The organism is Listeria floridensis FSL S10-1187, from assembly GCF_000525875.1.
GTDB classification, from domain to species: Bacteria; Bacillota; Bacilli; order Lactobacillales; family Listeriaceae; genus Listeria; species Listeria floridensis.
Window position 1 is genome coordinate 1 of the sequence record NZ_AODF01000036.1, and the last position, 13,808, is coordinate 13,808.

6 protein-coding genes, 1 rRNA gene and 1 pseudogene are annotated in these 13,808 nt (G+C 42.3%); all 8 read left to right on the forward strand.

Annotated features, from left to right (window positions below):
* Positions 1-46 precede the first annotated feature (46 nt).
* A 5S ribosomal RNA gene (rrf, locus tag MFLO_RS12245) occupies positions 47-163 on the forward strand.
* 187 nt (positions 164-350) lie between these two features.
* The gene (locus MFLO_RS12250) at positions 351-809 is read left to right on the forward strand and encodes a CtsR family transcriptional regulator (protein WP_036098300.1); all 459 of its coding nucleotides are present in this window, start codon (positions 351-353) and stop codon (positions 807-809) included.
* A 250-nt stretch (positions 810-1,059) separates the two neighbouring features.
* Positions 1,060-1,338: a UvrB/UvrC motif-containing protein gene (locus MFLO_RS14830; RefSeq protein ID WP_051993655.1), complete on the forward strand. Its 279-nt coding sequence runs from the start codon at positions 1,060-1,062 to the stop codon at positions 1,336-1,338.
* Entirely contained in the window at positions 1,335-2,369 is a 1,035-nt protein-coding gene (locus MFLO_RS12260; protein WP_036098301.1) for a protein arginine kinase, read from the forward strand. Before MFLO_RS14830 ends, MFLO_RS12260 begins: the two co-directional genes overlap by 4 nt.
* Before the next feature lie 27 nt (positions 2,370-2,396).
* Positions 2,397-4,862, forward strand: coding sequence for an ATP-dependent Clp protease ATP-binding subunit (locus MFLO_RS12265; protein ID WP_036098303.1), 2,466 nt, complete (start codon positions 2,397-2,399; stop codon positions 4,860-4,862).
* A gap of 122 nt (positions 4,863-4,984) precedes the next feature.
* A complete protein-coding gene (locus MFLO_RS12270; RefSeq protein WP_036098305.1) occupies positions 4,985-5,887 on the forward strand; it encodes a cation diffusion facilitator family transporter in 903 nt (300 codons plus the stop codon).
* 186 nt (positions 5,888-6,073) lie between these two features.
* Entirely contained in the window at positions 6,074-12,319 is a 6,246-nt protein-coding gene (locus MFLO_RS12275; RefSeq protein ID WP_036098306.1) for a SpaA isopeptide-forming pilin-related protein, read from the forward strand.
* Positions 12,320-12,468: 149 nt separating this feature from the next.
* A pseudogene (locus MFLO_RS12280) lies at positions 12,469-13,517 on the forward strand (P-loop NTPase).
* The last annotated feature ends 291 nt before the right edge of the window (positions 13,518-13,808 follow it).

Sequence of the window (13,808 nt, forward strand, 5' to 3'; positions counted from 1 at the left end):
TTTCTTCTCTAGTTTTGAGAGAACAACGTTCTTTCAGTCAAACTTGTCTGGTGGCTATGGCGAGAAGGTCACACCCGTTCCCATCCCGAACACGGTAGTTAAGCTTCTCCGCGCCGATGGTAGTTGGGGGCTTCCCCCCTGTGAGAGTAGGTCGCTGCCGGGCAAAAAAAAACACTTGAAATCTAAATGATTTCAAGTGTTTTTTATTGTATTGAAAAGGTTTAATATGTCATCTTGCTCAATAAAACAGCACACTTGCGATTATATGGGATTATCATGTATAATTAAAGTCAATTATAGTCAAAGTCAGTTCTTTACTGATTTCTTTTTGTCTAGAAAGGAGTATTCAAATGAGAAATATTTCCGATATAATTGAAGCCTATTTAAAACAAGTTCTAGAAGCTAATGAAGCGATTGAGATAAAGCGCAGTGAAATAGCAGATAAATTTGAATGTGTTCCCTCACAAATTAATTATGTAATCAATACAAGATTCACGATGGAGCGCGGGTATATCGTAGAGAGTAAAAGAGGCGGCGGTGGGTATATTCGTATCATTAAAGTGAAAATGAATGATAAACTGCAGCTGCTTGAAGCAATAATTGCGATGGTTCATGAGAAGAAAGTATCTCAAGCTTTTGCTGAGGATGTTATTTTGCGACTTTTGGAAGAAAAAGTTATTTCTAAAAAAGAAGCTAGGATGATGGTGGCAGTATTGGATCGAGATGTATTAATTATCCCACTGCCGGATCGAGATATTTTACGGAGCCGTATTTTAGAAGCGATGCTTGAAACTTTGAAGTATGACTGATTGAGGTGATTGAAGATGCTTTGCGAACAATGTGGGAAAAAGGAAGCAACAACTCGGATACAGCATTTGCTTGCGGATGGAACCTTGGAGGAAATCTATTTGTGTAAGGAATGTGCAGACAGGGAAGAGGAACATAAGGTTCAAGCTTTTAATGAACTAGCGCTTAGCTTTCTTTCGATGCTTGATGGGAATAAGAGCTTGGCAGATAAGAAACAACAGCGATTGACTTGCGGAACATGTGGATTAGATTTTGAAACGTTTAAAAAAAACAAGTCGTGTTGGCTGTTCAGATTGTTATGAGGTATTCGGCGAGCAAATTGTTCAAATTGCTAAGCAAGTTCACGGCGGGAATGTTAAACACGTTGGGAAGGTGCCGGAGCAGTTTGTGAGCGAGGCGAACCGAGCTGAGGTTGTTTCCGGTCTCAGGGAACAGATTCAAAAAATGATTGAGATTGAAAATTTTGAGGAAGCAGCCAAACTGCGTGATGAAATTCGGGCAATTGAAGGGAAGGACGGTGAGCTGGGGTGACTAAACAAAATCACTTGTTTTTACCAGTGCTTAGTTCTTGGCTTTCAAAAGACGGAGATGATTCTGATGTTGTCATCAGTTCGCGTGTCCGTGTAGCTCGTAATTTTGACCAGGAAGAATTCCCATTTTACAGGCAAAGTAGTAAAGTTGTGGAGCGTCTTCGTGAACTGCTTGATGATTCTTTTTTACTTGTGCAAATGCAGGATTTGTCGATCCTTGATCGTGCATTACTTGTTGAAAAACATCTTATCAGTCCCTATCTAATGAATGAAAGTGAACACGGTGCGGTCTTTGTAAATCCTAGTGAGAATATCAGTATCATGGCAAATGAAGAAGATCATTTACGTATTCAATGTCTTGAGCCGGGGCTTAGACTGTTTGATGCGCTTGATAAAGCACTTATGCTCGAAAGGTCGATTGAAGAGAAGCAGCCTTTTGCTTTCCATGAAGTTTATGGATATTTGACTAGTTGTGTGACAAATGTCGGAACCGGTTTGCGCGCTTCGGTGATGGTTCATTTACCGGGGCTTGTCGCAACGAAGCGGCTGAGAAAAGTAGTGGAAGCGATTAGAAGCATTGGATTTACTGTTCGTGGAATCTACGGAGAAGGTAGCAGGGCACTTAGTAATGTTTTTCAAATTTCAAACCAAGTAACGCTTGGGAAAACGGAAGAAGAAATTGTTAGCGACTTAACGCAAATTATGGAACAGATTATTATGCAAGAGCGGGTTAGTCGAACAAATTTAAAGCAAAAACTTCATATTGCTTTGGAAGATCGCGTTTATCGCGCATATGGAATGTTGAAAAACAGCCGAGTGATTTCGGTACAAGAAAGCAGTCAAGCAATATCTGATCTACATCTTGGCATTGAACTTGGCTACTTTGAGCATATTTCTCGCCAAAAGATCAATGAACTGCTAATATTTTCGCAACCAGCCTTTTTACGAAAAGCTCGGGGGCAAGATATGAATGAATTAGAAGAAAAAGTAATTCGTGCATCTGTTATTCGTGATATTCTAGAAGAAGTCTAATGGATCGCCACAAAGGAGGAAAACGAGATGATGTTTGGACGATTTACACAAAGAGCTCAGAAAGTTCTTGCCCTGTCCCAAGAAGAAGCGATGCGCCTTAATCATAGCAATCTTGGAACAGAACATATTTTGCTTGGACTTGTGAGAGAAGGCGAAGGAATCGCTGCGAAGGCACTCTATGAACTTGGGATTAGTTCCGAGAAAGTGCAGCAAGAGGTTGAAGCATTAATTGGACAAGGTGAAAAGACGGTAACAACGATTCAATATACACCGCGTGCTAAAAAAGTCATTGAGCTTTCAATGGATGAAGCACGCAAACTTGGACACACTTATGTGGGAACAGAACATATTCTGCTTGGGTTGATTCGTGAAGGTGAAGGAGTTGCAGCACGAGTTCTGAGTAACCTTGGTGTCAGTTTGAATAAAGCACGTCAGCAAGTTTTACAGCTACTTGGTGGCGGCGATAATGGCACGGCAGGCAGACAAACAAATACCCAAGCGACGCCAACGCTTGATAGTTTAGCTCGGGATTTAACGGTGATTGCGCGTGAAGATAATTTAGATCCTGTTATCGGGCGTTCTAAGGAGATTCAACGTGTTATTGAAGTGCTTAGCCGTAGGACGAAAAATAATCCGGTGCTAATCGGAGAACCGGGTGTTGGTAAAACAGCGATTGCAGAGGGGCTGGCACAGCAAATTGTGCGCAATGAAGTTCCTGAAACGTTGCGCGGGAAACGCGTGATGACGCTTGACATGGGAACAGTAGTTGCTGGAACGAAATATCGCGGGGAATTTGAAGACCGTTTGAAAAAAGTGATGGATGAAATTCGCCAAGCGGGCAATGTCATTTTGTTTATTGATGAACTTCACACTTTAATTGGCGCTGGTGGTGCTGAGGGGGCAATTGATGCTTCTAATATCTTGAAGCCGCCTCTTGCTCGCGGTGAGCTACAATGTATTGGGGCGACAACGCTTGATGAGTATCGCAAATACATCGAAAAAGATGCAGCACTCGAACGCCGTTTCCAACCGATTAAAGTGGATGAACCTTCTGTAGAAGAGTCTATCCAAATTTTGCACGGCTTAAGAGATCGTTATGAAGCACATCACCGCGTAGCTATCACGGATGATGCACTTGAAGCCGCTGTAAGATTATCTGATCGCTATATCTCTGATCGCTTCTTGCCAGATAAAGCGATTGATGTTATTGATGAAGCTGGTTCGAAAGTACGTCTTAAAGCCTATACAACCCCATCTGATTTGAAACATTTGGAAATGGAGCTAGGCGAACTTAGAAAAGAAAAAGATGCTGCTGTTCAAGGCCAAGAATTTGAAAAAGCAGCTGCATTTCGTGATAAAGAAAAGAAAATTCGTCAAAAACTTGATGAGCAAAAACTGGATTGGAAGGAAAAACAAGGTCGTGATAACAGCGAAGTGACAGAAGAAGTAGTTGCAGAAGTTGTCGCAAGTTGGACGGGAATTCCAGTTATGAAACTTGCTGAAACGGAAACAGACAAGCTGCTTAATATGGAAAAACTGCTACATGAGCGTGTCATTGGTCAAGATGAGGCTGTAAAAGCAGTTGCTCTTGCTGTACGCCGGGCTCGCGCTGGGCTGAAAGATCCAAAACGTCCGATCGGTTCCTTTATTTTCTTAGGCCCAACTGGTGTGGGTAAAACAGAGCTTGCAAAAGCATTGGCAGAGTCGATGTTTGGTGATGAAAATGCAATGATTCGTGTTGATATGTCTGAGTACATGGAAAAATTCTCGACAGCTCGGCTCGTTGGTTCACCTCCAGGTTATGTCGGCTATGAAGAAGGCGGTCAGTTGACAGAAAAAATTCGTCAGAAACCGTATTCGGTCGTTTTATTAGATGAAATCGAAAAAGCACATCCTGACGTGTTCAACATGTTACTGCAAGTGCTTGATGATGGGCGCTTGACGGATTCGAAAGGTCGTGTTGTAGATTTCCGAAATACCGTCATTATTATGACTTCTAATATTGGTGCTCAAGAAATGAAGGAAGACAAGTCGGTTGGATTTAATGTTACAGATATGACGAAGGATCATAAGGCAATGCAACATCGTGTCCTTCAAGAATTGAAGAAAGCATTCCGACCAGAATTTATCAACCGGATTGATGAAACGATTGTGTTCCATTCGTTGACGGAAAAAGAATTGAAGCGAATCGTGACGCTTCTTACAGAGCAGCTCACAAAACGTCTGGCTGAACGTGATATTCATGTGAAATTAACTGAAGGTGCGAAAGCAAAAATTGCAAAAGAAGGCTATGATCCAGAATATGGAGCTCGTCCTTTGAAACGGGCTATTCAGAAAAACATTGAAGATCGGCTATCAGAAGAATTGCTACGTAAGAATATCGAACCAGGGGACACGGTTGAAATTGGTGTGAAAGATGGCGAACTTGAAGTTCGTAAGAAAAATCAAACCGCTAAGAAAACGGCTGTTAAATCGCAAGCCAGAACAAAATAAATCAAGATAGACGCCGAATGCTGGAGTTTGCATTCGGCGCTTTTCTTTGCCTAAAAAAGGTTTGCTTTTATTGGTGTGTATATGCTAATATTGCCATATAGGTTTTTGAAAGGGTGAAAGTAATGGGTCATCATCACGACCATGGTCACAGTCACAATCATGCGCACAATACGAACAAAAAAGCGTTGCTGATCAGCTTTATTTTAATTACGGGTTTTATGGTGGCGGAAGTTGTCGGCGGAATCATGACGAACAGTTTGGCACTGCTCTCAGACGCAGGACATATGCTTTCCGACGCGGCTGCGCTGGGTCTTAGTTTGTTAGCTTTTAAATTTGGAGAAAAAGCGGCCAGTGATTCGAAAACTTACGGCTATAAGCGGTTTGAAATTTTGGCAGCCTTCTTTAACGGCTTAACACTTATCATTATCTCGCTTGTCATCTTTTATGAAGCGTATCATCGTTTCTTTGAACCGCCGCATGTCATCGGCTCAGGCATGATGACAATCTCAGTGCTTGGCTTGCTTGTAAATATTCTAGTGGCTTATATTTTAGCGAAAGGCGACACCAGTGGGAATCTAAACATGCGCAGTGCTTTTCTTCACGTTATTGGCGATATGCTTGGTTCGGTTGGAGCGATTGTAGCGGCACTTCTTATTATTTTCTTCGGTTGGAATATCGCTGACCCGATTGCAAGTGTAATCGTATCGTTCTTTGTACTCATAAGTGGTATCCGCGTATTTAAAGACTCGATTCAAATTTTGATGGAAGGCAAACCGAGTGATATTGATATTGAGAAGCTGCGGAATTATTTGCTTGATCAGCCTGAGGTAGAGGGAATTCATGATTTGCATGTTTGGTCGATCACCTCAGATTTCCCGTCGCTTACGGTTCACCTGCAAGTCAAAGAAGGAATTGACCGTGATGCGCTTCTTGATAAAATGGAAAGGGAAATCGAACAAGATTTCGATATTGCACATATCACAATACAAATGGAGCGCAAAAGTTTTCATCAGCATTGCAACTGAAAATAATGTGTTTGAAGGCAAGTTCAATTGGAACTTGTCTTTTTTTGCGGGATGATATGTAAAAAAAAAGTGCATTCTTGAGTCAAAATTGTTTATTATTTTGTTGTTTTGTTGGATTATAGAAGGATAAGGGTAATTTGTAAAAAATATGAAATGATAAGTGATTGTCAATAGGAGGATGTCGCCATGAAAAAGGTATTTATTTTTCTAGCATCATTTCTCTTGGTCTTGCAAGTGTTTTTACCACATTTTGTTAGCGCAGAAGAAACTCAAGATTCTAAAGAGAAGGTTCTGCAACTTTTAGAGATTACGAATACGTCTGCAAATGAAGGGACGAAAGAAGAGGAGTTCATTTTAAGCGGCAAGCTTGTGAATTCACTCAAAGAAACAAAAACAGCTGTTATTTCAGTTTCGCCAAATGTCAAACTTGAAATAGCACATGAAGGGAAAGTAGAAGGTTCTGCTAAACAAACGATTTCAACTTACAAGGTTACAGACAATCACTTGGAAATCAGCATCCCAAGCGGAACGAATGACACATTCAGCTTGCATGTCAAAGTGAAGTATGTCGGTACTGAGACAGAAAAAGACAAGATAGAATTTTCGGATGGCGAAAGTACGCTTGCAGCTGAGCTGAACGTAAAGCCGGCGGAAACAGCTGTCGATACAGCTATGGATCAAGAAACAGATAAACAAAATAATGCGACAGTTAAACCAAGTGAAACTGGAGCGGGAGTTGAGCAAGCGGAAAGTGTTAAAACGACTGACAAGGGGAATCAAAGAGCAGCTGTGGCAGTAGCACCGCGCGACTTAAAAAGTATCTTTGCGAGCCTTGGCTACTCAAACATTAAGCAGACGATTTTAAATAACGTAACGGCTACCTACACAGATAAAAATGGGGCCGAGGTTAAAAATCCAACGATTGATGACAATGTGCATCTGCATTTTGATTGGTCGATTCCAGATGATGTTGCGGCAGAAGTGAAGGCGGGGGATTTTTATACCTTTCAGCTGCCAAGTGAAATTAAGATTTCTACGCCGCTTACGATTGATTTAAATGGATTTGGAACAGCGGTTGTCGGAACAGATGGTAAAGTGGAAATTACATTTACGGATGAAGTGAATGAAAATTCAAGTGTGCATGGTGTTTTGAATTTTGATACGCTTTTTGATGAAAAAACGATTACGATTTCGGGAAATCATGACATTAAGGTTCCAGGGGAAGAAAGCTTGCCTCCGATTTCGATTACGATTAAACCTGAAGTGAATTCAGCGATTGAAAAGTCAGGGGTTTTTGACAGACAGCAAAATCCGGATCGTGTGATTTGGTCAGTTGTTGCGAATAAAACGCTAGATACGCTTACGGGTGCAGAAATTGCAGAGCAACTTCCGGATGGACTGACGCTTGATGATGTGAAAGTTTATACGGTGACGCTCGATCTGGATGGGAATGTGGTGAGCGGTAGCGAGAAGCTCGTTACGTCTGGTTACTCAGTCGATCAAGCGGGTAATGTGAAGTTTGACGGCACGGTCAGCGGAGCGTACAAAATTGTCTACGGCACAACGATTGCGGAAAGCAAAAAACCGGCTGCTGGCGGAAACGTAGTTTTTACCAATAATGCTACGCTGAAAAGTAATGAACTTCCAGATGTGAAGACGTCTGCAAGCGTGACGGCAAAATACGGAAAGATCGTTTCAAAAGGAGCGGCTGGTTATGACTCTGCCAAGCAAGTTTACGGCTGGACGATCAATTATAATTACGGCGAAAAAACAATTAAGCAAGAAGATGCAGTCTTGACGGACACATTTGGGTCAGATCGGATGAATCTTGTTGATGGCTCGATGCTTTTGCGTAAGGTAACGTTTGATGCAAACGGCAAGGAAGTTCTTGGCGCTGCGCTTACGCAAGGTGTGGATTACAATTTAGTGAAAACGGCAACTGGATTCCAGCTGGTTTTTTTGGCGGATGTAGATTATGCGGTGAAGGCAACATACCGGACGGGGGTAACAGGGGTTATTGATTCGGATACACCAATTTCCAACTCTGTGAAAACAGAAGATGGATTTACTGGGAATGCCGGAGGAACGCTTCATCAGCAAAATGTTGTGAAGAAATTGACGGATATTAATTACGAGACGCATCTCGTTAGCTACAGTATTGATATTAACCGCAATGGTTACTATATGGAAAACTGGACGCTTACGGATCAGCTTAGCAAAGGGCTGGAGTTTGGCCCAGATACGCTTCAAATTCGCGATAACCAAACGGGGAAAAATCTTGTAAGGAATGTCGATTTCTCCTTGGTGTACAATGCAACAGCAAGAAATTTCACGGTCGCTTTTCTCGGAAATTATAAAAATGGGACAGACCACACATTTAGGATGACATACAAAGCACATTATAATGCAAGTGAGCTCGAGGGGGCGGATGAAGAGAAGTCGTTTATCAACGATGTGACGGCAACATGGAATGACGCTTCGGGCGGAAACCATACGAGCCACGACCGCAACACGTTTTATCCAAACAGCGAAACGCGTTATAACGGTGCGAAAAGCGGCAGCTATAATGCCCAAACGAAAGAAATTACGTGGCAGATTATCACCAACTATTCAGCATTTGACATGACAGATTCTAAGATTGTTGACCCCATTATTGGAAATCAGAAATTTGTCGGCGGTACGGTGAGGATTTATGAATATACGGTGAATCCTAACGGAAGTATTACGCGTGGGCAAGAGGTTACAGGTGACTCGGAATTTAGTATTATAGAGCCGAGTGAAGCAAACGGCAATGAATTAACGGTGAACTTTCCGAATGAAAATACAACGAAATATTTAGTTGAGTTTAAGACGAGCGTAGCTAATCAAGTGGTTTCGTCATTTTATAATAATATCGCGACGTTTAAGAATTCATCGTATCCGGATCAAGATTTGGCGGCTAGTGTGTCTATCAATCATGGAGGCAAGCTGGTTGAAAAGGATGGGATGCAAGATAAGGATGGTTTCGTTGACTGGAAAGTTATGGTGAATCCTAGTCTTTCAACGCTTGATGATGTGGTTGTAACGGATACACCTTCTGCGAATCAATCAATTGTACGAAATTCAATTGCGATTTACGGGACGAAGATTGCCACAGATGGAACGATTACAGTCGACCGGACGAATCAGCTCATTGAAGGTGAGGATTATACGGTTGTCCTTGCTACAAATAGTGTAACGGGCATACAGAAATTGACTATTAGTTTCTTGAAAAAAATTGATACGGCCTATAGCTTGGAGTATAAAGGAATGGTGCTGTTAAACCGCACTACAGATAATGTGACCAATAATGTTAAAATTACGGGGAACAATACGCAAACGGTAACCGATCAAGTTACAAAGACGGAAAAGGTAGTAAATACAACTGGGAATGGTGCAGCTTATGGTGAGAAAGGGAGCTATACCATTCAAAAAGTTGGCGAAAAAGGCGAAGCGCTTCAAGGGGCTGTATTTGAACTGTGGAATAAATCGAATACAAACTTGATTCGTTCTGCTGAAGTAGATGCAAATGGGCAATTGACATTTGGCAACTTGCCTTTTGGCGACTATATTTTGAAAGAAACAATCGCGCCGGTTGGGCATACGATTACGGATGAGCTTTTGAAAGGTAAAAAGATTACTTTCTCGAAGCAATCATCAACAAGAGGTGTTATCAGTCAGGTTGAAAATCCAGAAAACAAAGTGGTGCTTACAAAGGTAAGTGAATCCGGCGCGAAACTGGCGAATGCTCAGTTCAAACTGGAATGGAATGTAATGGACGATATCTGGATAGAGGTTCGGCCAGGTGAAAACTTCTTGACGGATGCGTCTGGGAAGCTTGAAATTTCCGGTCTTGTTCCAGGAAATTATCGTTTGACCGAAACGGGGGCACCAACAGGATATTTGCTGAACACGAAGCCGGTCTTGTTTACGGTTACGGAAAATAGCAACGGGCAAATTCCCGATGTGGATGCCGGCACTTTTGTGAACTACAAAGGGCAAGCAAATTTCGTTAAGCAGAATGAGGACGGGCAAGCTCTTTCTGGCGCGGTCTTCCAAGTAAAAGACAGCAAAGGAAATTTGGTTGCAACAGTTACTGCGCAGTCGGACGGAAAAGTCGCGATCAGCGGGCTTGCGCCTGGCGATTATACGATTTCGGAGACGAAAGCAGCGCCTGGCTATGTACGCAATACGGCGACAACGAAATTTACGGTTCCGGCAGCAGCCAACGGAAAACCGAATGTGATTGCTCTAGCTGGCTATACAAACTATAAAGGCAGCGCAGAACTTTTGAAGCAGAATGAAGCAGGTGATGTGCTTTCTGGCGCGGTTTTCAAGGTTGTGGACGTGAACGGCAATGATGTAAGAACAAACTTGACGAGTGATCAAGACGGAAAAGTTGCTGTAACGGGTCTTGCGCCGGGTACCTATCACTTTGTTGAAACAAAAGCGCCTGATGGCTATTTGCTAAATACGCAAATTAAGAGCTTTACGATAGCAAACACAGCGAATGGAAAGCCGCAAACGGTAGAACTAGAGTATACAGATTATCGCGGCAGTGTGAAGATTCTGAAGGAAAACAGTTCGGGAGCCCCCCTTTCAGGTGCGGAATTTGAAATTCGGACAGAAACAGGAACGCTTGTAAAAACGGTAGATTCAGATGCAAATGGACTTATCTTTGCAGATGATCTTGCACCGGGCAAATATATCCTGATGGAAACGAAAGCGCCGAATGGCTATATTTTGAACAGCTACCCGATTCCGTTTGAAGTGAGCGGAGCGAGCGAGGGCAAGCCGACTACGATAGACCTTGGCAAATTTACCAATTTCAGAGGCAAAGTTGAGCTCATAAAAGAAGGCGAGGGGGCTGAGAAGCTTTCCGGAGCTGAATTCGCGCTCTATGACGAAGCTGGAAATTTGGTTGGAACGCCGGTAGCAGATGAAAACGGGAAAGTGGATTACGGCGATTTGGAGCCCGGCTACTATAAGCTCATCGAGACAAAGGCTCCAAAGGGTTATATTATCAATACCAACCCGATTTACTTTACAGTTCTTGACGATTATCCCGGCGATCCGGATATTATCGATACAGGTAAAATTGTGAATTATCAAGGCCGAATCGAAGCAGAGAAGGTTGATGATGGAGATAATGCGCTTGCTGGAGCAGTCTTCAAGATTGTAAACCGTGACACGGGTGAAGTTCTGGCGGATGATGTGACATCAGATGAAAATGGACACATTACATTTAAAGGGATAATTCCGGGCCGATTCGAACTGATTGAAACAAAAGCGCCATCTGGCTATATTTTAAACACTAAAGCGGTGCCGTTTGAAGTATCGGATGAAGCACTTGGAGAGCCGCAAGTGATTAACCTAGGCAAACTTGTGAACAAACAAGGCGAAATTGTCTTTGAGAAAACCAACCAAGCGAATAAAGCTTTGGCGGGAGCGGTATTTAAAATTGTGGATGCAAACGGCGAAGATGTTCAGACGGGCTTGAAGAGTGCTGCAAACGGTCAAGTAAAAGCAAAAAACTTGAAACCGGGCAGCTATAAACTGCAAGAAACTTCGGCACCGTCCGGCTACATCTTGAATGACCAAGCGATTGATTTCGAGATTAAAGCAAGTTCTGATGGCCTGCCGCAAGCGATTGACCTTGGCGGGTTCATTAACTACCAAGGAACACTTTTACTGAAAAAGACTGACCAAGCAGGCAGGGCCCTTGCGGGCGCTGAATTCTCGCTTGTCGATTCTGCCGGCAAAACGATCCAAAGCGGCTTGAAATCAAACGAAGCGGGCATTGTAAAAGCGGGCGGGCTTGCACCAGGCCGTTATACCCTTCGTGAAACAAAAGCGCCAACCGGGTATCTCAGGAATACTTTGGAAAAACAAGTGACTATCCCAGCGAATGCAACTGGAAAGCCGACTACAGTTGATCTTGGCAGCTACGTAAATTATCAAGGGGGTGCTGAGCTTACCAAGGTAAACTTAGAGGGGAAAACTTTACAAAATGCTGTATTCAAACTAATTGATTCTAACGGAAAAAGCATTCAAATGAATCTAACGACAAACAAGTCGGGTAAGGTAACGGCAAAAGGACTCGCTCCAGGGCGCTATGCTTTTGTTGAAACGAAGTCTCCTTCGGGCTATAAACTCGATCAGACTCCGCTTTATTTTGTGGTGAAGAAAGAGGCACTTGATCAGCCGAAAATGCTTGAGTTGGAGTTTAAAAATGCACCATTGCCGGATAAACCGAATTCTAAACAGCCAAAAAATCATATTTCAGGCAAAAAAACGCCAATAGGCAAACTTCCAGAAACAGGTGATGATATGGAAGATGGACTTATGGGAATTGGAGGTTTAGTATTGATTGGGTTGATGGCTTGGTTTATACGGAGGCATTATAATGCTTAATTGCTGAAATAGTGAAGAGGAGGGGCAGAACTTGCGAGTTCTGTCTCTTTTTTTGTGGGTTTTTGATGCAGTTAGACTGATTGTGAAAAGAGAAAAGGCTATGATATAATAATGAAATCGGATTCAAAAAATGGTGTGGAGGGAAAGAGATGTTAAATGAACAGCAAGTTAGCAAATTGATTGGCCGATTAGTTGATCCTGTTCTTGAGGCTACGCTTGATGAAACGAACGGGATTTTAGAGATAGAAGTTATAAAACCAGATAAGGCGATTATTAAGCTGGCTTTAGCTGATCCAGAAGTCGATAAAGATGCTTTTTCCAAAAATATTCAAGAGATGCTTGGGCAATTTGGTTTTGAAACGATTGAACTTGAATTGAATTATCTTGCGTCAAATATCATTGATGCTATCCTTGAGCAGCGTGAAGGCATTTTAAGCGAGGGTAGTAAAACGAAATTTATCGCTGTTGCAAGCGGAAAAGGCGGTGTAGGGAAATCTACTGTAGCCGCTAATTTAGCTGTTGCTCTTGCTAAACGCGGTAAAAGTGTTGGTGTACTCGATGCGGATATCTATGGTTTTAGTCTGCCTGTCTTGTTTGGTGAGATGACGGTGCCACGCAAAGAAGGGAATATGATTATTCCTGTAGAAACGCATGGGGTGAAGATGATTTCAATGGACTTCTTTGTGGAATCTGGTGAGCCTGTGATTTGGCGTGGACCAATGCTTGGGAAAATGGTCAAGATGTTTCTTGAGGAAGTAAAATGGGGAGAGCTTGATTATTTATTGATTGATCTTCCACCTGGTACTGGAGATGTAGCACTTGATATCCATACGTTACTTCCAAGTTGTTTTGAGCTGATCGTGACTACTCCTCATTATGCTGCAGCACAAGTTGCATCGCGTGCGGGTTATATGGCTGAAAAAAAATGGACATACGATTCTAGGAGTCGTTGAAAATATGACAGCTGTTAAAATAGATGAAAAAACTCTGCGGTTATTCGGTGAAGGCGGCGGTGATAAAGTTGCAAGTGACCTTGGAGTGGATCTTCTTGTCCAGCTTAATATGGAACAGCCAGAAAAAAAATAAAGCAGGATATATTGATGGGTTGTATACGGATAAAGATGAATTAGCCGATTCTTTTTTAGAATTGGCGGATAGGGTCATTGAGAACACTAGTGTTTCGCTCGATTCAAAATAGAATTGAGCGGAATGTATAAATGGATGAATATACAAAAATTAAAGGTTCTTGAAATTAAAATGAAAAAAGTTTTGAAAATCTATTGACGAACGGCTCGAAAGTTGGTATATTTATAAACGTTGCTGATGCGCTAAATGAGCATCGCACAAGCAAGAGACTGACCTTTGAAAACTGAACAAAAAGAAGACGAAAAAGCGATGAGACAGTATGTTTCACCAATCAATTCGTAGGGCAGGAAATCAAAAAGTGATTTCCAAAACAAATCTAGTAAAGAAATTGCTAGCGAAGTCA

Coding starts and splice junctions, on each gene's coding strand:
- MFLO_RS12250 (WP_036098300.1), top strand. CDS start 351: ATGAGAAATATTTCCGATATAATTGAAGCCTATTTAAAACAAGTTCTA.
- MFLO_RS12265 (WP_036098303.1), top strand. CDS start 2,397: ATGATGTTTGGACGATTTACACAAAGAGCTCAGAAAGTTCTTGCCCTG.
- MFLO_RS12270 (WP_036098305.1), top strand. CDS start 4,985: ATGGGTCATCATCACGACCATGGTCACAGTCACAATCATGCGCACAAT.
- MFLO_RS12275 (WP_036098306.1), top strand. CDS start 6,074: ATGAAAAAGGTATTTATTTTTCTAGCATCATTTCTCTTGGTCTTGCAA.